This is a genomic window from Clostridium sp. JN-1, assembly GCF_003718715.1.
In the GTDB taxonomy this organism is placed as follows: domain Bacteria; phylum Bacillota; class Clostridia; order Clostridiales; family Clostridiaceae; genus Clostridium_AV.
Genome location: NZ_CP033465.1, coordinates 2,073,273 through 2,096,064 on the forward strand (window position 1 = coordinate 2,073,273; position 22,792 = coordinate 2,096,064).

Genomic DNA, 22,792 nt, shown 5'->3' on the forward strand with positions numbered 1-22,792 from the left:
ATAACTTCATTTTTTTGTCATCTAATATATTAATTTTATATTTTATACTACTTTTAGAAGTGACAGGAATTAAAATCCCTGTCACTTCTAAAAATAGTTAAATTAATCATTTTTCTTTCTCTCATAGGTTGGAACTTTCTCTGCAATAAGCTTGAAAATATCTTCTTTATCCATATATGCAGCATTTCTAAATTGTTCGATAGATTCTTCTACGAATTTCATATCAACATGGTTAGGTTTTTCTACAAAAATCTTATCATGTTCTGTAGACGTAAGTGCAACTTCATTCATAAGCAATTCTTCATATAATTTTTCGCCGGGTCTAAGCCCAGTATATTCTATCTTTATATCAACTTCTGGTTTATAACCTGATAATGTAATCAAGTCTCTTGCTAAATCCACTATTTTAACTGGCTTGCCCATGTCTAATACAAATATCTCTCCACCTTTAGCTATAGCACCAGCTTGTATAACCAATTGTGCTGCTTCAGGTATTGTCATAAAAAATCTATTTATTTCTGGATGAGTAACCGTAACAGGCCCCCCATGTGCTATTTGCTTTTTAAAAAGTGGTATAACAGAACCATTACTTCCTAAAACATTTCCAAATCTAACTGCCACATATTCTGTTTGGCTTACCCCATCAAAAGCTTGAACCATTATTTCACAAAATCTCTTCGTGGCACCCATTATATTAGTTGGGTTAACAGCTTTATCTGTACTTATTTGTACAAATTTTTTAACCTTAAATTTATCGCAGCACTTTAGTACATTATAAGTACCTATTATATTATTCTTAATTGCTTCGGCTGGATTTTCTTCCATAAGCGGCACATGCTTATGTGCAGCGGCATGAAAAACTACATCAGGTTTATAGTGATTAAATATATCTGAAAGTCTTCTTTCATCTCTTATTGATGCTATAATTATTTCCTTATAGAGTTCAGGATAATTGTAATTTAACTCCATCTGAACATCATATACATTGTTTTCATATATATCTAAAATTAAAAGCTTACTAGGGTTAAACCTAGCTATCTGCCTGCATAATTCAGAGCCTATTGAGCCTCCTCCTCCAGTTACTAATATAACCTTATCTTTTATGTACTCATTTATATTCTCATCATTTAATTTAACTTCGTCTCTTCCAAGTAAATCATCTATATTTACTTCTCTAAGCTTACTTATATTTACTTTTCCATCTATTAGCTGGTATAATCCTGGAAGGGTTTTTACCTTACAATTTGTACTCTTACAAATGTTTATGATTTCACGTTTTGCTTGAAGATCTGCTGAAGGAATTGAAAGTATTATCTCCTCAACTTTTTTCTCTTGACAAACTTTTCTTATACATTCTCTTCCGCCCAAAACTTCTATGCCATTTATCAACTTACCTTTTTTAGAACCATCATCGTCTATCATTCCAACTATATTGTATTTTAAATTGCTGTGTCTCTTTATTTCCTTTATAATAAGAGCTGAAGCATCTCCGGCACCTATTATAAGGACTTTCTTATCTTCACCTTTTACTGTTTTTTCATTTTTACTATCTTCAACTATCCTATAAGTAAACCTTATGCCTCCTAGTGCTAATACAGATAAAGTCCAAAAAATTATATGAACAGTAAATGGAAATCTATAATATTTATTTTCAAGAAACTTATAATTTACAAAGTAACTATATATTATAAAAACAATATTAGATAATGTAACTGAATATACTATAGACATTAACTCTTCTATTGAAGCGTATTTCCATATGCTATTATACAATTTAAAAAAGTTATTGAATATTAACTCTATAACCACCACAGGAATTATTGATAATTTCAAAATCACCATATATTCTTTTGGTATATTGAAATCAAACCTTAAGGCAAAAGCAAAGTATAAAGTAATTACTAGGAAAACTATATCATATATAATAAGTTTTTTATCTTTCTGCAATCTTGACACTTCCTTAAACTAGTTATTATAAATATTAGATTAAAACTCTCTTCTCTATTTTACCTCATTAGAAAAATTATTCAACATATTTTTTACTGTCCAATTCCGTAATATAAAAAAATATTGCAGAGCAATATTTTTTTATATTACGAATTGCAATTTTTATTTGTTGTCTCGTTTGTTATCTCATTTTCTAAACTTTTAAAAAGTTCTTCATTACTCAATTTAAGCAGATATTCCATAAATGGTTTTTTCAGCTCTTTTCTTTTTAATGCATATTCTACTGTAGCTTCAAGAAATCCAAGTTTATCTCCTACATCATATCTTCTTCCTTCAAAATTATAAGCATACATTGCTTCACAATCAATTAAAGTTCTAAGTGCATCTGTAAGTTGTATTTCTCCACCTTTTCCTGGAGATGTATTTCTAAGAATATCAAATATTGTAGGTGTTATTATATACCTTCCCAGAATTGCAATATTAGAAGGTGCCTCATCAACCTTTGGTTTTTCAATTAAATCTTTAACTTTATAAACTTTATCTTCTATATGCATGCCTTTTACAATGCCATATTTATAAACTTCTTCCCTAGGAACTTCTTGAACACCTATGATAGATGTTCTATACTCATTGAAGCAATCTATTAACTGTTTTAAGCATGGCACTTTGCTGTCAACTACATCATCACCAAGCATTACTGCAAATGGTTCATTTCCAACAAAAGTTCTAGCACAATTTATTGCATGCCCAAGTCCTTTAGGTTCCTTTTGTCTTATATAATATATATCAACCATATTTGATATTTCCTTGACCATGGAAAGAAGTTCATCTTTTCCATGTTCTTCTAGTTCTTTTTCAAGTTCTACTGATTTATCAAAATGATCTTCTATTGCTCTTTTATTTCTTCCTGTTATTATAAGTATTTCTTCTATACCTGAAGCTACAGCTTCTTCTATGATGTACTGAATAGTAGGTTTATCAACTATAGGAAGCATTTCCTTAGGTTGAGCTTTAGTTGCAGGCAAAAATCTAGTTCCAAGTCCAGCTGCAGGTATTATAGCTTTTTTTACTTCCATCTATACATTAACTCCTTCCTTTTATAAACTTAAATTCCATTGTTTAAAAAATATTGTTCCATTTGTTTTACTACTTCATCTTTGGGATTTAATTTCTTAGCTATTTCAAGATGAGCTTTTGCATTTTTTATATCATTATTGTTTACATAACACATTATAAGATTGGTACAAATTTCTATGGATTTAGTAACTTCAAATGCCTTTCTTAAATAAGCTACTGCTGTATCATAATCTCCAATACATGCATAATTTATACCAAGTTCATTGACAACTTCTACTATATTATTATCTATATTCACAGATTCATTTAAATAGTAAATTGCCTTTTCATAATTTTCTAACATTCTATATGCAACGGCAATATAATAATACAAGGTTGCATCATTACCAAACTCATCAATAAGGGGTATCAAAAGTTTTAATGCTCCAGTTGGATCATCATTTAGTATTTCTTTCCCCTTTTCATAATCAATAATAAGTTTTAAAGAATCCTTTAATTCAATTACTTCAGCTGTTTGCTCTCCTCCCTTTGCTATGTAATCATTTATGCAAAAGAAAGCCTTATCATAATCATTTTCTTCTCTCCTTATGATACATTCATAAAGATACGGAAGTGCATAATCAGGATATTTATTTTTTATCGTTTCTATAATTTTCAATTCTTCATTTTTATATTCACTATCTTTTGATCTTAAGCTTTCTAATATAACTAGTATTTTATCATATATATCTTTCGTATCTTCAATTTTACTAAGCCCTTTGAGCATTATATATGCATCTTCATAATTTTCATCTTTTACACATTTACCTATTTTACCTTTTATAAATATATTACTGCTTTCAATATTAGATAATATATTTATATATTCATTTGAAAATTTGAACTTATCATCTGCCCCTAAAACATAATACATACCTTCTATAAAAAAGCTTATAGGTATTTTTTTTAAGTCTTCACCAAACTTAACTTTATTTACTATATTATATGGTCTAACTGGAATATAAATATTATTACCCACTTTAACTTTAAATATATGTTCTATATTCTCTTTGCTTATCTCTAAGAATAGTAATTTTGATAATTTATCTGCAAATCTAGCATTCAAAGTCATCTTTATAAGCACCTACTTTTAAATATTATATTTATATTAATTTAACACAACTTATTATATAATTAATCACATGCTTTGTGTATAATATCCATAACCTTATCTTCAAAACTTTTCATTTTTAATTCTGAGTCTTCATAGTTACTTCCGACAACTGACATATAAATTTTAATTTTAGGTTCAGTTCCAGAAGGTCTTACTACAAACCAAGATTTATCTTCTAATATGAATTTCAATACATTTGACTTAGGAAGATTAACTTTATTTTCTGTAATATTTAATATATCTTTTTCTATTCCAATTTTATAATCTATCTTTTTTACTATTTTTGAATTTCCAAGGTTATAATTCATTGAATGTCTCATAAATTCAATGGCATTATCTATTTTTTCACGTCCTTCTTTGCCTTTAAGTTCTATGGATACTAACTTTTCTTTATAAAAACCATATTTATTATATAGTGCCATTAAAGCATCATATAAATTCATTCCTTTATTTTTATAATAAAGTGCCATTTCGCAAATTAACGTACAAGCTATTACTGCATCCTTATCCCTTACAAAATCGCCTGCAAGATACCCATAGCTCTCTTCAAATCCAAATATAAACTTTTTATCCTTACTTTCCTCAAATTCTTTTATCTTTTCACCTATATATTTAAATCCTGTTAGTACGTTTATAAGCTCAACACCATAATCTTTTGCTATTTCTGAAGCCATTTCAGTTGTAACAATTGTCTTTATTACAGCTGAATTATGTGGTAACTTATTCAATTCCTTAAGTGATTTCAATATATAATGTGTTAAGAGAATTCCAGTCTGATTACCAGTTAATATCTTGTAATTTCCACTATTATCTTTTACAACTACACCTATTCTATCACAATCTGGGTCCGTACCCAAAATTATATCTGGGTTAATTTGTTTTGCCATATCAAGTGCTATATTAAATACTCTTGGATCTTCTGGATTTGGATATGTTGCAGTAGGAAAATTTCCATCAGGCATTTCCTGTTCCTTAACTACATTTAAGCTTTTATATCCAAGTTCACCAAGGACTGTTCTAATAGGTATATTTCCAGACCCATGAATTGGAGTATATATTATCTTTAAATTTTCAGCATATTTATTTACTAAATCTCTTCTTATTGTTAAGCTTTTTACATTTTCTATATAACTTCTATCAACATCTCTGCCTATTATATTTAAAAGTCCGCTATTTAAAGCTTTATTTAACTCCATGCCCTGTACTTGACTAAAATCATCTATTGCTTCTATACATGAAAAAATTTCTTTGGCATTTTTATCAGTAACCTGTCCACCATCTTCTCCATATACCTTATAACCATTATATTCCTTTGGGTTGTGTGAAGCAGTTATTACTATACCTGCTTTACTTTTTAAATGTCTAACTGCATACGATAACATTGGAGTTGGTCTTAAACTTTCAAACAAATTAACTTTAATTCCATCAAAGCATAAAATTAATGCTGCTGTTTGAGCAAATTCTTTAGACATTATTCTAGAATCATAAGCTATGCTTACAGATATATTTTCTTGATTTTTATATTTTTTGAGAAGATAATTTGCCAAACCCTTAGTTGTTTTACCTACAGTATAAATATTCATTCTATTTGTTCCAATACCTATAATTCCTCTTAACCCGCCAGTACCAAACTCCAAATCTTTATAAAATCTATCTTCTATTTCCTTTTCTTCTTTTATACTTGCCAATTCCCTTTTGGAGTTCTCATCTAAAAATTTTGAGTTTAACCATAGATTGTATTTTTCTTTATATAGCATTTTTTACCTCCTGTATTATGATATTCATAAAAATCAGCTTATTTAATCACATCTTATTATACCATTATATGTAACACTTTTACATCAAATACTCATATAACCATAATTCGTAATTTAAAAAAATGGCTTTCATATACATTGTATCCAATTACATATTCAATAAACTTAACACAAACAAATTCTTCGGTATTATTGCATTTATAAATCATTTAACTTATAATTATAATGGTTTAAATAAAACGTCAGACAACCCTTGAATTTCAAGGTTCAAAGGGTATATTTTTATGGAGGAAGGTGCTTTATCAAGGTGTATAAATTAGATCAAAATCAGACTCCTTTATTCGATGCACTTATGGAATATGTAAATAGGGAAACAATACCATTTCATGTTCCTGGACATAAAAAAGGAGTAGGTGCAGATGAACAATTTAAAAATTTTATTGGTGAAAATGCCTTTAAAATAGATGTTACAGTATTTAAATTAGTTGATAGTCTTCATCACCCTACTGGTGCTATAAAAAAAGCTCAAGAATTAGCTGCTGATGCTTATGGTTCAGATGCAGCATTTTTTTCAATAAATGGAACATCTGGTGCCATAGAGGCAATGATTATGTCTGCAGTTAAATCCGGTGAAAAAATAATAGTACCTAGAAATATTCATAAGTCAGTAACTGCTGGAATTATACTAAGTGGTGCAATTCCAGTATATATGCAGCCTGCTTTTGATAAAAGAGTTGGAATAGCTCATGGTGTAACACCTGAAACCGTAGAAAAAACTCTTAAACAAAATCCTGATGCAAAAGCAGTACTTATTATAAATCCAACTTACTATGGAGTAGCTGCAGATATAAAAAAGATTGTTCAAATAACTCATGACCATGGTATACCACTAATCGTAGATGAGGCACATGGTCCGCACCTTGGTTTTAACGATAAATTACCGATATCAGCTATGGAGTCTGGAGCTGATATTTGTTCGCAAAGTACACATAAAATAATAGGTGCTTTAACTCAATCATCAATGCTTCAAGTTAATTCAAAATTTATAGATACAAAAAGAGTTCAGCAAATTTTAAATTTACTTCAAACTACATCTCCATCCTATATTTTAATGGCTTCTTTGGACTGTGCAAGAAAGCAAATAGCAATACACGGAACAGAATTATTAGATAAAGCAATTGATCTTGCAAATTATGCTAGAAGAGAAATCAACAATATTCCAGGATTTTATTGTTTTGGTGAGGATATACTAAATAATGAAGGTGTCTATGCCCTTGATCCAACTAAAATGACAATAAGCTGCAGAGATTTGGGAATTACAGGTTATGACTTGGATATGATACTGTCCAATAAATATCACATTCAAATGGAACTTTCTGATTTATACAATGTGCTTGCTGTTGGATCATTTGGTGATACAAAACAAAGTATAGATGCACTTTTAGAAGCTTTGAAAGAAATCAGTAAAGAACATTATGGAAATGGAAATAAAAAATCAGATTTTATAGATATTCCGCCTATACCACCACAGGTAATGATACCAAGAGATGCATTTAACAGTGAAAAAGTTTCTGTATCTTTAAAAAATAGTGTTGGAATGACAAGTGGTGAATTTTTGATGGCATATCCACCAGGAATACCTATATTATGTCCTGGTGAAAAAATAACACAAGAAATTATAGATTATGTACAAATTCTTAAAGAAACAGGATTATACGTACAAGGTACCGAAGACCCTGAGGTAGAATATATTAAAGTTACAAAAGATTAAAAATGCTTCGCATTTTTTAGAGGACAAAGGACAGAGGACAGAGAAGGTTGATTTTTCTCCGCTGCACTTCCATAGCCATCAAGCTAAGTAGTAAAATTGACTAATACTTAACTTGATGGTTATTTATTTTTTTAACTGGAAACCAGCTTGCAGCATCAATTACTATTCAAAATTATCACATAAATCATTACCTGAAAAAGTATGATAAGCTAAGAAAACCTCCGGGGTTATTTTGCTTTTCCTTCTTACAAATTGAGTACTCCTTGCTGCTTTATTCAAATACTCAGAATTAAAAACAGCTTTAGATTTTTTTATTAACCTCTTCAATTTTGTTTGCAATATTATCCACCATCCTAAATTAAGCTTCTGCTAAATTATATAACAGAAGCTTAAAGATTGTATTATTAGCTTGATGGCTATGGCTGCGAAAGCGACAATGGCGAGAGTGTTTATGACAATCGTGGGCTTATTTTCATATAATTTTTCAAAAGCTATTGACTCTTACGTTACGTTATAGTTTATGCTATAATCACACGAGGAGGTGATGCGAAATGAAAACAGTTCATGAGGTTAGCAAATTAACAGGTGTGAGTATACGTACCTTGCAATATTATGACTCTATCAGTCTTTTGCCTGCAAGCAAATATACCAATGCTGGATACAGGCTATATGACGATACGGCTCTGGCCCGCTTGAGTCAGATTTTGCTGTTTCGTGAGTTGGAGTTTCCGCTTAAGGAAATCAAGGCAATTATAGAAAGTCCGTCCTATGACAAAACTAAGGTTCTGGAGGACCAGATTGCGTTGCTTGAACTAAAGCGGGAACATATCGACAATCTCATTATCTTCGCTCGTGGAGTAAAAACGATAGGAGATGGAAATATGGATTTTTCAGCCTTTGATACAAAAAAGCTGGACGAATACGCAAACGAAGCAAAAAGCAGATGGGGGCAATCGGCAGCATATAAAGAGTTTGAACAAAAGAGCAAGAATCGCTCAAGGGATGCCGAAAATGCCATCGCAGCAGGTCTAATGTCAATATTCGAGGAATTGGGTGCAATTAAGGCACTCGACCCTTCTTCCGATAAGGCACAGACCTTAGTGAAAAAGCTGCAGAGCTACATCACAGAAAACTATTATAGCTGTACAAATGAAACTCTTTCCGGTCTTGGTAAGATGTATGCTAGTGACGGCAAATTTATCGAGAACATTGATAAAACCGGAGGTAAAGGAACAGCAGAGTTTGTGAAAAAAGCAATCGACATTTATTGCAAATAAGAATCGGGAAGTTTTGAGAAGCGTTCATCACAACGATGGGCGTTTTTTCTTATATTCATTTTTAATAAAAGAGAGTGATGTCTATGGGAATCCTACAAAGAGAGAACGTACCTAGATTTGTGTAAATCAAATCTAGGTACGTTTTCTACGTTTTTTAAATTAAAGATTTTTTGCAGTGCAGCGGAGAAAAATCCTCCTTCTCTGTCCTCTGTTTTTATGTCCTTTAAAAAGGTTAAGTTAATATAGTATTCTATTTGTAACGTCTTTTATACTTTTGCATCCGGTTAAAACCATTGCTGATTTCAATTCACTTTTTATATTATCTATATAAGTTTTCACACCTTCTCTTTGTCCTCCAAAAGATGCAGTTACAAAAGGTCTTCCTATTAGTACTCCTTGGGCTCCTAAAGCTATCATTTTGAGTACATCAACACCTGTCCTAACTCCTCCATCAGCAAGTATTGTAACTTTGCCTTTTACGGCATCAGCTATTTCTGGAAGAACATCTGCAACACCAGGAGTTTGATCAAGTACTCTTCCTCCATGATTTGAAACAACTATGGCACTTACACCTGCTTTTACAGCAAGTTCTGCTTCATCAGCAGTCATTATTCCCTTTAATATAAAAGGAAGTTTAGTACTTTCAACTATTTCTCTTATTTCTTCTACTGTTTTAGGCATAACAGGTTTTCCATGAAGTGCAAGAGTAATAAGTCCGCAGGCATCTATATCCATTCCTACAGCATATGCACCAGATTCTTCTGCAAGTTTTATCTTTTTTATTACATTTTCATTTTTCCATGGTTTTATAATAGCTATGCCATCTCCACCAAATTTTTTAAGTTGTTCTAAGTTAGTTATAAGGAAAGAATCCACAGCAGTATCCCCTACCATTGGATATACTCCTGCATCTAAACATCCTCCTATTACCCATGATATGTATTCTTCTTCAGTAAACTTTCCACCCATATTCAATGTAGTTCCAGATACTGGAGCTGCAAATACAGGTACCTCCATTTTTTTACCAAATAACTCTATTGAAGTATCAGGGTCTTTAGCATCATGTATAACTCTCATATTGAGTTTGCAGAAATCAAGTGCTTCAACATTTATTGAAAATGCTTCTCCTGTTCCTTTTCCACCCATTCCAGGTACTTCTCCAGCACATGCCTTGCCATTACATACAGGGCATACCCTGCAGCTTCCATTTAAATTTTCACGTGCCTGTTTTAAAACTTTTTTATAATCCATTTTTCAAGCCTCCCCAAACTAAAAAATATACAAAGTATTCTAGCTCACATATTTGTTGTTCTATATTAATTATAATTTATTTTGGACAAATCTCAACCTATAGATTAAATATTTCATCTTCACTTATAACCTTAATTTCATTGTCAATTAAAAGCTGTGCAGTTACCCCATTACCATTTACTACTTTCTTTGAAAATGTTCCATCATAAATTTTTCCACATCCGCAGGAAGGACTTTTAGATTTTAAAACAGCAGATAAAACTTTAAAGTTTTTACATATACTAAGTGTTTCATATGCCCCCCTTATAAACTTTTCAGTGGAATCATCCTCATTTGTACTAATTACTTTAGACTTACCATTTAAAACATCTTTTCCAGTACCACCTTTTATTTCACATGGCAATCTGGGAGTTGTAAGTCCTCCAAGCTGTTCAGGACATATTGGCAATATTTCATCTTTTTTTAAAAACTTCATGACTTCTTTATTTAAATTATTTTTACCATTGTACTTACAGTTTATCCCACATAAACATGCACTTACGAGTATCATAAAAAACACCTCTAATCTATATTAATGATTTTTAAGTTCAACAATAGTTACTCCAGTACCACCTTCACCGTACTCTCCCAGCCTATATCTTTTAACATGAGAATGAGACTTTAGCATTTCCATTATTGCATTTCTCAAAACTCCAGTACCTTTACCATGAATTATTGTAACTTTTTCATATCCTGCAAGATATACTTCATCTAGGTACTTATCAGTATTATACGTTGCCTCAATTGAATCCATACCTCTTAAATCTATGGATGCTGGCACAGTTTTAAGATTAAGTTTCATCTCACCCTTAGATTTTTTCTGTTTGGACTTATTACCTTCTTTTCCCTTTACTGCCCTTAGGTCTTTTAGGTTTATATCTATTTTCATAATTCCAGCTTGAACTTGAACCATATTTTTATTATCAGGTTTAGATAGTACTATAACATTTTGATTTAAAGATGATGCAAATACCTCATCACCTTCTTCTACACTCTTTAGTTCTTCTCCGTCATCTCTTTTTATGCTGTTAGCCTTTTCTTCTAAATCATCAAGTTTATTAGATAACTTTTTTCTCTTTTCTTCTAATTTTTGTCTTACATCGGATGCGTATCCCATTCTCTCAAGTTCTCTCATATCCTTGAGTATTTCGTCAGCTTCTTCTTTAGCTTCTTTTATAATGTTTTTAGCTTCTCTTTGAGCATTTATCAGAGACTTTTCCCTGCTATTTTGAAATGCCGAAAACCTTTGCTCATATTTATCTTTTATTTTAGCTGCTTCCATTCTCAATATTTCAGATTCCCTAGCATTATTTTCTGCTTGTATACTCTTGTCTTGAAGACTTTGTATCAAGTCTTCAAACTGTAAACTCTCACTAGTTATGGTTTCTTTGGCACTGTCAATTATGTAATCTGGAAGTCCAAGTCTCTTAGATATTTCAAAAGCATTTGATTTTCCCGGAATACCTATCAAAAGTCTATATGTCGGCCTAAGTGTCTCTACATCAAATTCAACTGATGCATTTTCAACTGAATCCGTCTTTAATGCATATGCCTTAAGCTCACTATAATGGGTAGTTGCTACTATCTTGCAATTTCTGTTTTTTAAATTTTCAAGAATTGATATAGCTAGTGCCGCTCCTTCTGTGGGATCTGTTCCTGCACCAAGCTCATCAAATAATACCAGTGAATTTTCATCTGCCCTATCAATTATACTTACTATATTAGTCATATGAGATGAAAATGTGGATAAGCTCTGCTCTATGCTTTGTTCATCTCCAATATCTGCAAAGACTTCTTTGAAAAAGCTTATAGTTGAGTTTTCCTTTGCAGGTATCATAAGTCCGCTTAATCCCATTAAATGTAAAAGTCCAACTGTTTTTAAAGTTACAGTTTTACCACCTGTATTAGGTCCTGTTATTATTAATGAAGTAAAATTTTTTCCCAAATAAATATCTAATGGTACAACTACTTTTCTATCAATTAATGGATGTTTAGCTTGTATTATATCTATAATTCCATCATCATTTACATTTGGTGCAGTGCAATTAAACTCACTTGCAAATTTAGCTTTTGCAAATATAAAATCAAGCTCCCATATAATCTTTGAATTGTTTCTAACAGCAATTATATTGTCATAAACTTTTGCTGAAAGCCTAGCTAGTATTCTATCGATTTCTGCCCTTTCCTTCAGCATAAGTTCTTTTATTTCATTATTTAAATTCACCAAGTTCATAGGTTCAATATACAAAGTAGAACCAGTTGAACTTTGATCATGTACTAATCCCGATACCATATTCTTATGTTCAGCTTTTACTGGAAGTACATATCTGTCTCCCCTCATGGTATAGAGATTATCTTGAAGATATTCAGAATACATTCTCACAAGTGAATTTACCTTATCCCTCACTGATGAATTTTTATCTTTTAGTGATTTCCTTATGCTGTGAAGAGCTGGACTTGCATTGTCTGAAATTTCATCTTCACTTTCTACAGCATTAAATACTGCATCTTCAATATTCTTAAGTGGAACTATACCCTCGCATATATCTTCTATTACTCTAAATGGCTCTTCTTCATCTTTATGCCTTACATATTCTTTGAACCTTCTTGCACACCTCAGCATATTTGCTATTCTCAAAAGTTGAATTGGCATAAGTGAAGATCCTTTTTCAGCCATCCTTATGCCGTCTCTTATATCATATATTCCTTCAAAAGGAGGTGTTCCTTTAGTAACTAGCAATTTGAAGGCTTCTTTAGTTTCCTCGATATGTTCCCTTACTTCATAACTATTTTCATAAGGTTTCAAATCATCTATTATATCTTTTGCAGCTTGTGTATTAGTGTACTGTTTTAACATCTCTTTTATCTTATTAAATTCCAAAACCTTTAAAGCCTTTTCATTCATAATTTATTCAACCCCTCTTTTATAATGTCCTTTTGTAAAACCTACAAAATCACCTTTTGTCTTTTTATTCTTTACAAATTCAAGTACATTAATTACATCACCATATTTTTCATCTATAAAATCTATTCTAAAACTACTGGCACCCATATTTGTCAGCTCTTCAATCTTATCTGTTAAATTGAGTGGAACACTATTATATATATGACTTCTGCAGTACTTATCCGTTCTAACCAAAAACTCTGCTCCAATTCTATCCTTTAAATTAAAAGTTCCTTCACTGCATTTATGAGAACAATTGTTTTTCCTGCCCTTTCCACCCAAAGTACTTCCTATAGGGCAGTATTCTGACACCATATTTTCTATTTTACCATACACGAGTATCTGAGTTTTTGCACGTGACGTTCTCAAAAGTTTCTCAATTTCAATCTTATTTAGTTCTACACTTAAGCAAACTGAATCCATAAATTCACTATACTGTCTTACTCCAAATTCATTAAATACATTTAACTTATAATCAGAAATTATACTTGTTTTATTTTTAAATACACTTATTATACCTAAGTTAGCAGTAACTATTCCATTTATATGAGGTATTAACGTATCTATTTTTTTGCACATAGTATCAAACTCATCTCTTACTATATTTGGAACCTTAATCCACAAGTTAAGATCAGAGTTTTTCATTATATAATACTCTAAATTATCTTTGGATTTATAAAACATATCAATTATTACATCTTTAAATCCACTGTCTTTAACAGCCTTTAACTGTTCTTCATTATTTACACATACCATGTACTTTGGTATACTTCCTGTTTCTCTGCGATTTATATTTCCATGGAATATTTCATTTAAGTTTACTTTAACTTTTTTTCTACCATTTAGTAGATTCATTTCAATTTGTTCTACAAGTTTTCTTCTCACTTCATTTATTTCAGATACAGGTAAGAATCCAGCTTCATAATTTTCAAAGCGTATATTAGAAAACTTAAATGGGGTATCTCCGCTTTTACCTAAATGTTTTTTGAGTTCTTCCATGCTAATTGGTTTTTTTATAGCCTTTTGAACTGCTAAACCTTGAGCTGAATAATCTTTATTATTGAAGCAAGTACTTAACTTTACAGTTTCATTTAACTTAAAGCTTACATTTAAATCAAGGTTTATCTTTCTTTCAAAAGGATTATTGTATGTATCCTGTAATTCCTTAAAAAGCTTTGAGTCTGATGTCTTATATAACGTATTTCCACTTTTAAAATGTGATGGTTTTAAAATAACTATATCTCCTTTTTTTGCTTCTTTGACTTCATTATTATTTTTAATTATTTTAGAAACTGTAAATCCATCATTTTCATATCTTACACCATCCTTTAAGGATATGTCTTCTTGCAATAATACACTCAAATCCTTATTAACTTTTCCCAAAAAAGTTCCCGTATTTTTAGGAAATGAATATGCCATCATATCTCTTCCAACATTGCCGTATAAATAAGCTTTTGAAAAACCTTCTCTATTAAACAGCTGTAATAATTTCTTTTTTTCTACACTTAAATCAGCATCACTTTTTAAGCCAACTGCTAAATCTATTGCTTTTCTATAAGCTGAAACAACACCTGCAACATATTCTGGTCTTTTCATCCTTCCTTCTATTTTTAAAGAAGTAGTACCACTATCTATGATATCACGAATGTTTTCTAGTGTGCATATATCCTTAGGGCTGAGTAAATATCCATTTTTCTCAAGCTTATTCTTTTCATCAATTATTGTATATGGTAACCTGCAAGGCTGGGCACACCTACCTCTGTTTCCACTTCTTCCGCCTATCAAACTGCTCATAAGACATTGACCTGAATAACATACGCAAAGAGCACCATGAATAAATATTTCCGTTTCTATATGTAAATCTTTTGATATGTATTCTATTTCTTTTAAAGAAAGCTCTCTTGAAAGTACAATTCTCTTAAAACCAATACTATTTAAAAATTTTGCTCCTTCTGCATTATGTACTGTCATTTGAGTCGATGCATGAATTTCAAAATCAGGAATAAGTTTTTTTATGCAGTATGCAAAACCTATATCCTGTATGATTAAAGCATCAACTCCTGAATTGTATAAAAACTCTGCATATCTTAAAGCTTCTTTCATTTCACTATCTTTTAATAAAATATTTATGGTAACGTACACTTTAACTCCATATAAGTGACAATACTTAACTGACTTTTTTATATTTTCATTGTCAAAATTAGATGCATAAGCCCTTGCAGAAAATTTATCTCCACCTAAATAAACAGCATCAGCTCCTGATTGGACTGCTGCATATAGACTTTCCATACTTCCTGCTGGTGCCAGCAATTCTACCTTTTTCATCGGTTCATCTCCTAAAACATAAATTCACTCAAACACTATTATACAATAACTAAATCATATTTAAAATCTCATACCTGTAATTATAATATGCTAAAAATTCAAAGCATTTTTGATACAGAGGACTAAAAACAGAGGACAGTAAAGGAGGATTTTTCTCCGCTAAGCTTTTGAATGCACATTTCAAGGATATCCAAACTTTCGCTGTCAATTACATCAAACATTTTTATCGATCTCAGTATTTCCTTTTTTGCCATATCTACATATCCATATTTATAATACATTTTTCCAAGCTGAAGTAATACTGATTTATCACTTATTAAATTTAATAACTCCAATGATTTTTCAAACTTATCAAATTCCTTACTTACAAGGAGTATTTCACATATTTCAAATATAGACGAAGTATAATCTTTTTCATTTTCATCTTCTGACAAAATAGATGCAGACCTTCCCTCAAATATATTTAAAAATTGTCTGTATACTTGAATAATTTTTTTATTATAATTAGTTTTCTTATTTAAATTAAATTGTTTCATTATAGTTTCAGCAGATTCGTATTCATCCATAGCTGCAAAGCATATAACTTTATACATCATAGTTTGAAAATAGTATAAGTCATCTTCACCAATACTTTCTGCATATTTAATGCACTCTTTAAATTTCCCTGACCTTATCAAACACTTTACTTTAAAAAATCTTAAATTTTCAGACAAACCTTGAGTTCCATACTGCTCTATATATTGAAGTGCAGTAGTATAGTATCCTTCCATATAAAATAAATCTGCAATTACAGGATACTGATTTGGAATATCTGGGAAGAATGCCTCTATAGTCTGCTTGAATTTATCAACAGGTGTTTTTTCCTGCTTTAATATATGACTTATATTATAAAGCGGCACTAGATAATCAGGTTTAAATCTTATTGTATCAATACAATACTTATATGCCATATCATAATCTTTTAAATCCATATATATTTTTGAAAGCTCATGCGAAGCCTTAAAAGTTCCTGTTCCATAAATACATTTGAGCACAATAGGAGCTTCACCTAATTCTATACATTTTTCAAAAGCTTTTATTGCCATAGTTGGCTTATGCTGTGCTTCTAATATTAATCCCTTTAAATAATATAAATCAGTAAACTCAGGATAATACTTAATACCTTCATCTACAAATTTCACAGCTTCATTAAAATATTTCAAATTGTAATTTGAAATTATTATTCTCTCTATTAACTTTGATGCAAATCCCGCTGATGGATCAAAGTTGTCATATGCTTTATAATAATTTTCTAATGCCTTTTCTTCTTCATATATTGATGAATATTCATTTCCAATGTTAAAATAGTTGAATTTATTTTTAGGATCTTTTTTTATCTGTCTTTCTAAAATTCTGATATTTCTCTTATTCTTATCTTTATCTACAACATCACTATCTAAATATCCATAGTGATGTATTTTAATATCTTCATATACTCCATTTATTGAATGCTTTAAATTTACTAATTGATTGTGTATTGCTCCTTCATAATGATATCCGTACTTATTTTTAAATAATCTAGGATTCAAATTTACAGTTAGATCATTTCCCTTTGTCGTTCCAAAATAACATAACGTTTCAAAAAAATAAGTTTTGTTTATATCAAGATTATTTACGAGTTTCTTAAACTTATCTTTATCTTCACTGCAAAATTCATCATCTGCATCCATGATCAGTATCCAATCTTTCGCAGCATATTCAAGTGACTTATTTCTAGCGGCACTAAAGTCATCACACCATTTAAAATAATATACCTTTGCACCGTAACTTTTTGCTATTTCAACTGTATTATCAGTTGATCCCGTATCTACTACTATTATCTCATCTACTAAATCTTTAACACTTTCAAGACATTTCGGGAGATTTTTCTCTTCATCCTTAACAATCATACATAAACTAATTTGAGTACTCATAAGTATCCCCCTCATAAAATTTTATTGATTTACATTAAATACGTTTACTCAATTCAAGTTATGAAAAAATCATAAAAATGTTTTAAATGCTAATAACTTCTTTTAAAATTTTTATACTGTCTTTATCAATTAAATTGTACATTTTTACTGATTTGAATATTTCTTGTTTAGCCATATCTAAATAACCATATTTAAAATACAATTTTCCAACTTCAAGAAACTTATACTTGTCAGCTGTGAGATCAAGTAATTTTAAAGACTTTCTAGCCTCTTCAAGTTCATTATTTATAATAAATATTTCAATAATTTCAATTATAAATTTAGTGTAACCTCTCTCATTTTCATCATTTGATAAAACATCTATTTTTTTGCCCATGAATAAGTTAACTAACTCTCTATATACCTTAAGTTCTTTTTGGGCTTCACTTGATATATTTTCATAATTAAATTTGTTTAAAGCATCAAATGCCAAATCATACTTTTGAATACTAATAAAACTTATGATATTATTAGTTAAAAATTGTGAATAAAATAAGTTATCTTGAGGCATAATATTTAACCTTATACATTCATCAAACTTACCTGTTCTCACAAGAGTATTTGACTTTAATACAAGAACTTCTTTTGAAACTTTTACACTATCAGTTAACTTTTCCAAATATTCTAAAGCCGTTTCATAATATCCACCTTTATAAAATAAATCTGCAATAAAATAATATTCTCTTGGAAAGTCAGAAAAAAATTGTTCTATATTAAATTTTATTTCATTTATTGGCATTTCTTTTTTCTTGAATATTTTTAAAATATTATACAGCGGTCCTAAATAATCAGGTTTGGATCTTAACGATTTAATACAATATTCATATGCATTATCATAGTCATTGAGCTTTATATATATTTTAGATAGTTCATCAAACGATCTAAAGTTTTCAACTCCATAAATTGATTTTAAAAATTCAGGAGGGTTTACAATTTCTATACACATTTTAAATGACTTTATTGCAAATAGATATTTACCTAACTCATCATATATTATTCCCTGCATATAATAAAGATCTATAAAATTAGGATAGTACTTGAGTCCGATATCTATAAATTTAATAGCTTTATCAAAATTTTTAAGCTCATAATTTACTTCAACTATCCTTTCTAAAAGTTTTGGTGAATAACCTAAATACGGTTTAAAATCTTCATAACATTTATAATAACAACTTAATGCCTTTTCTTGTTCGTTTAAGCAGCAGTATTCATTTCCCAAGTTAAAGTAGTTAAATTTATTTTGAGGTTCCTCCCTAATTAATTTCTTTAAAATTGTCATATTCCTAGCTCTTTTATTCTTATCAATCATACTTTTATTTGTATATCCATAGTGATATACTCTTATAGATTCGAACTTTGATATAATTCCATGTTCTTCATTTAAAAGTTGATTGTGAACTGCACCGCTGTAATGATATCCATATTTATTTTTAAAAAGCCTTGGATTCATATTTATACTTATATCAGAACTTTTTTCATATCCTAAATAACTCAAAGTTTCAAAACAATAAACATACTTTTTATCAAGATTTAGCTTCAAGTTTTCAAATTTAATTTTATCTTCGCTGCAAAACTCATCATCTGCATCTAAAATTAATATCCAATCCTTAGCTGCATGTTTTAAAGCTTCGTTTCTAGCTGCACTAAAATTATCACACCATTTAAAATAGTATACTTTTGCACCATAACTTTGAGCTATTTCAACTGTCTTATCCTTTGATCCAGTATCAACTATTATCATTTCATCTACTAAATTTTTAATGCTCTCAAGACATCTTGGAAGATTTTTTTCTTCATCTTTTACTATCATACAAAGACTCACTTTATTGTCCATTTATAGATCACCTCATAATTTTCATCTAAATACAGGTTAAATATTGAGAAAGTACCTTTTGCAAGGTACTTCTCTACATAATTTATTAATATCTGCCATTAAACCAAACTTGTACAGTTGCTGTTCTAGATGGTGTCCAAACTTTGAGTTTTGTATAGTGGAGGTAATAATCATTAGTAATAACTTGAGCTGTGCCTCCAATTACTGTTCCACTTTCTCCAATTAGCGCATAGTTTGCCGTATGAGTAGGAGCTACTGCAAGTTGTACATTTATCGTATTACCTACAGATGACGAAAGCCTATTAATATACCATGAATAATCTTGATACTTGGAAGTATCAATTACAGTTCCAAATTCTCCTGCCGTTGATATTTGAATTATTGTCTCGGAAACTTCTGTAAATTTTCTATCATAAAGGCCAACCATTAATTGACCAGTTGTATCAACTTTAATTTTTTGATTGCTTGTTCCATCAAACCCTTGAGCTAAAACCGTTCCTGATTTTACCTGAATCGTTCCATTTACTATTGAATTCAATTGCTGTACTACTCCCAGCGTTCCTGTTTGTACATGAACTGTTCCGTTCCTCACTGAACTTAATTGCTGTATTACTCTTAGCGTTCCTGTTTGTACGTGAACTGTTCCATTCCTTATTGAATTCAATTGCTGTACTACTCCTAACGTTCCTGTTTGTACATGAACTGTTCCATTCCTTATTGAATTTAATTGCTGCACTACTCCTAATGTCCCTGTCTGAACGTGAACTGTTCCATTCTTTATTGAATTTAATTGCTGCACTACTCCTAATGTCCCTGTCTGAACGTGAACTGTTCCATTCTTTATTGAATTTAATTGCTGCACTACTCCTAATGTCCCTGTCTGAACGTGAACTGTTCCATTCTTTATTGAATTTAATTGCTGCACTACTCCTAATGTCCCTGTCTGAACGTGAACTGTTCCATTCTTTATTGAATTTAATTGCTGCACTACTCCTAATGTCCCTGTCTGAACGTGAACTGTTCCATTCTTTATTGAATTTAATTGCTGCACTACTCCTAATGTCCCTGTCTGAACGTGAACTGTTCCATTCTTTATTGAATTTAATTGCTGCACTACTCCTAATGTCCCTGTCTGAACGTGAACTGTTCCATTCTTTATTGAATTTAATTGCTGCACTACTCCTAATGTCCCTGTCTGAACGTGAACTGTTCCATTCTTTATTGAATTTAATTGCTGCACTGTTCCTAACGTTCCTATTTGTACATTAATTGTTCCACTAACTATACTTGCATTTACATTTAAATTACCATTAGAATCAACATTGAGTGGCTCATATTTCGTCCCGTCATAACCATATATAGCACTTTTTAATTCTCCTGCTGAATGCTGAAACACTATATTGTTAGACAAAGTTTCTCACTCCTTATTCTTATAAAAGTTAAAATGTTGAACGCCCAATATTTATAATATTAATAAAAATAAAGAATGTGCTATAAAAGTCTTAAATTATCCATAAGATTTAATATTTTGTTTTTCTGCACAGTAAGAGAATAATTATTAGTTATAAAACTTCTATATTCTTTTGAATTATACTTCTGATTACATACCATATTCACTGCTTCATCAATAGTATTCCATAAATAATCATGCGGATATATCCCTTCCGCGCCTACAAAGTTATGCACTATAGGTTTTATCCCTTTACTCATAGCTTGCATAATGCTTAAATTTTGAGATTCAAGGACACTTGTACATATTATATAATTTTTATCTTCCAGCCACTTATTTAAATCATCCTGCCATCCATCATAAATTATATTTCCTTCTAAATGCATTTTTTTTATCATTTGAGAAAAATATAACACATATCTTTCATCTTGAAATACTCCTGCTATATAAAGTTTATATCTGTTATCTTTCTCACATATTGCTCTAAATGTATGAATGAGCAGCATAGGTCCTTTCTTAAAATTTATATATCCAGCATATGCTATATTAAATCCATCACATCTATCTTTATAGTTATATTTATTTTCATCAATTCCATTTGGGATTACACTGACTTTATAATCTTCTATATTAACCTTCAGCTTTAAAATATCTCTTATATTCTTGCCTACACATATTAGTTTATCTACATTTGTCCAATTAACTTGATTTATATATTCAGTAAAAACTTCATAGCTGTGAAGTCTGCATACAACAATTTTTTCTTTTGCAATATCCAGCCTGCTTCCATAAATAATAAGATCATCACACCACTCAAACCAACATATATCAGCCCACTTCATTGCCTCATCAATTTCATTATAGAAATTTACTATAACCTTTTTTACTATATATTTTCTTGACAATTCTGAAATTATATCTCCTAAAAAGCTGTCTAATCCCCTTTTTACAAAGAAAACTAACTTTTTCATAATCCTCCTTCTCTGTCCTATGTCCTCTTCTTCCTGTCCCCTGTATCTTACAAATTGCAGTTAATTATACATATACTTGATATACAAATTTTATTTCTACTTTGCCATTATTGTCAGGTGAATTAACTACTATCCTATAATATCTGCCATAATATTGTGCAACTAAAACTCCATTACTATTTTGAGCTATATCAACTTCCTGATCCTTAATCCATCTATTTAAGTCAAAACTAACTTCAACTCTTGCTTTTAAAGTATTGCTGCTTAAATTATTAATAAAAAATGTACCTTGTATAAGCCTTTCAACATTTACTGGCTGCGTAACTACTTCATTACTAAAATTTAGTAACCAACTTTTTTTCTTTACATCTACATATTTCTTTTTATTCTGACTACATTCATCACACGAATAATCTAGGAATATTTTTGGGACAATTTTGCAATTATCAGTTAAATTAGAATAAAAACTTACAAGTGAATTCTTATCTTCATCACACTTTAAGAGAATTCCATTATTTAAAATGTAATTAATATTATTACTATTAAATAAAGAAGTTATATCTATATCCAGCGGTCTATTATAGTCACGTGCTGAAAACTTAACAAATTCATTACTAATTCCTGGTTGATTAGTAAATGCAGTACATTTATTAAAACTTTCTTTAAGCGGATAAATATATAAATTACTCTTTTTTCCATAAGAAATATGTTTTTTCAAATACAATCTCAAGACAGCAGAATTTACTATAAAGTTTTCACATAAATTACTTAAATCGAAGTATATATAACTTTTATATAAGTTTCCCTCATAGAATCCAGCATTTAAAACACCTTTTTGAAAATTTCTATTAGGATATAAATCTGTAATTGTAAGACTCCTGCTGCATGAAAACTGCATTTTATAGTTTAACATATTTACCCCCTCCCAAATTATAATATGATTACTTAGCAAAATTGGTAACATCCTACTTACAGTTATATTTATAACGGCTTGTAAATAAAAAA

16 protein-coding genes are annotated in these 22,792 nt (G+C 30.1%); 2 read left to right on the top strand and 14 right to left on the bottom strand.

Annotation, left to right across the window (positions count from 1 at the left end; genetic code table 11):
* Window positions 1–102: 102 nt before the first annotated feature.
* The 4 genes from EBB51_RS09855 to EBB51_RS09870 form a co-directional block, all read right to left on the bottom strand.
* Window positions 103–1,947, bottom strand: a complete 1,845-nt coding sequence (locus EBB51_RS09855) for a nucleoside-diphosphate sugar epimerase/dehydratase (protein WP_123054317.1) — start codon at window positions 1,945–1,947, stop codon at window positions 103–105.
* Window positions 1,948–2,093: 146 nt separating this feature from the next.
* On the bottom strand, window positions 2,094–3,023 hold the full coding sequence (gene galU / locus EBB51_RS09860) for a UTP--glucose-1-phosphate uridylyltransferase GalU (protein ID WP_123054318.1): 930 nt from the start codon (window positions 3,021–3,023) through the stop codon (window positions 2,094–2,096).
* A gap of 29 nt (window positions 3,024–3,052) precedes the next feature.
* On the bottom strand, window positions 3,053–4,135 hold the full coding sequence (locus tag EBB51_RS09865; RefSeq protein ID WP_123054319.1) for a tetratricopeptide repeat protein: 1,083 nt from the start codon (window positions 4,133–4,135) through the stop codon (window positions 3,053–3,055).
* Between the two features lie 62 nt (window positions 4,136–4,197).
* Window positions 4,198–5,934: a phospho-sugar mutase gene (locus EBB51_RS09870; RefSeq protein ID WP_123054320.1), complete on the bottom strand. Its 1,737-nt coding sequence runs from the start codon at window positions 5,932–5,934 to the stop codon at window positions 4,198–4,200.
* Between the two features lie 307 nt (window positions 5,935–6,241).
* On the opposite strand from EBB51_RS09870, the gene EBB51_RS09875 reads away from it, so the two are divergent.
* Window positions 6,242–7,705 carry an aminotransferase class I/II-fold pyridoxal phosphate-dependent enzyme gene (locus tag EBB51_RS09875; RefSeq protein ID WP_123054321.1) on the top strand — a complete coding sequence of 488 codons (1,464 nt, stop codon included), beginning with the start codon at window positions 6,242–6,244 and terminating at the stop codon, window positions 7,703–7,705.
* Between the two features lie 162 nt (window positions 7,706–7,867).
* On the opposite strand, the gene EBB51_RS13695 is transcribed toward EBB51_RS09875, so the two are convergent.
* Window positions 7,868–8,044: a hypothetical protein gene (locus EBB51_RS13695; RefSeq protein WP_190285263.1), complete on the bottom strand. Its 177-nt coding sequence runs from the start codon at window positions 8,042–8,044 to the stop codon at window positions 7,868–7,870.
* A 212-nt stretch (window positions 8,045–8,256) separates the two neighbouring features.
* Between EBB51_RS13695 and EBB51_RS09880 the strand changes: the two genes are divergently transcribed.
* Complete coding sequence (locus EBB51_RS09880; RefSeq protein ID WP_123054322.1) at window positions 8,257–8,982, top strand: MerR family transcriptional regulator; 726 nt, start codon at window positions 8,257–8,259, stop codon at window positions 8,980–8,982.
* 237 nt (window positions 8,983–9,219) lie between these two features.
* Here the strand turns inward: EBB51_RS09880 and EBB51_RS09885 are convergent, their stop codons facing one another.
* From EBB51_RS09885 to EBB51_RS09925, 9 genes are all read right to left on the bottom strand, one after another.
* Window positions 9,220–10,233: an alpha-hydroxy-acid oxidizing protein gene (locus tag EBB51_RS09885; protein ID WP_123054323.1), complete on the bottom strand. Its 1,014-nt coding sequence runs from the start codon at window positions 10,231–10,233 to the stop codon at window positions 9,220–9,222.
* 97 nt (window positions 10,234–10,330) lie between these two features.
* Window positions 10,331–10,783, bottom strand: a complete 453-nt coding sequence (locus EBB51_RS09890) for a DUF523 domain-containing protein (protein ID WP_123054324.1) — start codon at window positions 10,781–10,783, stop codon at window positions 10,331–10,333.
* A 21-nt stretch (window positions 10,784–10,804) separates the two neighbouring features.
* Window positions 10,805–13,177 (bottom strand): endonuclease MutS2, encoded by a 2,373-nt coding sequence (locus tag EBB51_RS09895; RefSeq protein ID WP_123054325.1) that lies wholly within the window; start codon window positions 13,175–13,177, stop codon window positions 10,805–10,807.
* Between the two features lie 3 nt (window positions 13,178–13,180).
* Entirely contained in the window at window positions 13,181–15,541 is a 2,361-nt protein-coding gene (locus EBB51_RS09900) for a U32 family peptidase (protein WP_123054326.1), read from the bottom strand.
* 122 nt (window positions 15,542–15,663) lie between these two features.
* Window positions 15,664–17,493: a glycosyltransferase family 2 protein gene (locus EBB51_RS09905; RefSeq protein ID WP_123054327.1), complete on the bottom strand. Its 1,830-nt coding sequence runs from the start codon at window positions 17,491–17,493 to the stop codon at window positions 15,664–15,666.
* 82 nt (window positions 17,494–17,575) lie between these two features.
* Window positions 17,576–19,366, bottom strand: a complete 1,791-nt coding sequence (locus EBB51_RS09910) for a glycosyltransferase family 2 protein (RefSeq protein ID WP_123054328.1) — start codon at window positions 19,364–19,366, stop codon at window positions 17,576–17,578.
* An 85-nt stretch (window positions 19,367–19,451) separates the two neighbouring features.
* On the bottom strand, window positions 19,452–20,777 hold the full coding sequence (locus EBB51_RS09915; RefSeq protein ID WP_123054329.1) for a DUF6385 domain-containing protein: 1,326 nt from the start codon (window positions 20,775–20,777) through the stop codon (window positions 19,452–19,454).
* An 80-nt stretch (window positions 20,778–20,857) separates the two neighbouring features.
* The gene (locus tag EBB51_RS09920) at window positions 20,858–21,787 is read right to left on the bottom strand and encodes a glycosyltransferase family 4 protein (protein WP_123054330.1); all 930 of its coding nucleotides are present in this window, start codon (window positions 21,785–21,787) and stop codon (window positions 20,858–20,860) included.
* A gap of 64 nt (window positions 21,788–21,851) precedes the next feature.
* Complete coding sequence (locus tag EBB51_RS09925) at window positions 21,852–22,700, bottom strand: DNRLRE domain-containing protein (protein ID WP_190285264.1); 849 nt, start codon at window positions 22,698–22,700, stop codon at window positions 21,852–21,854.
* Window positions 22,701–22,792: the final 92 nt, after the last annotated feature.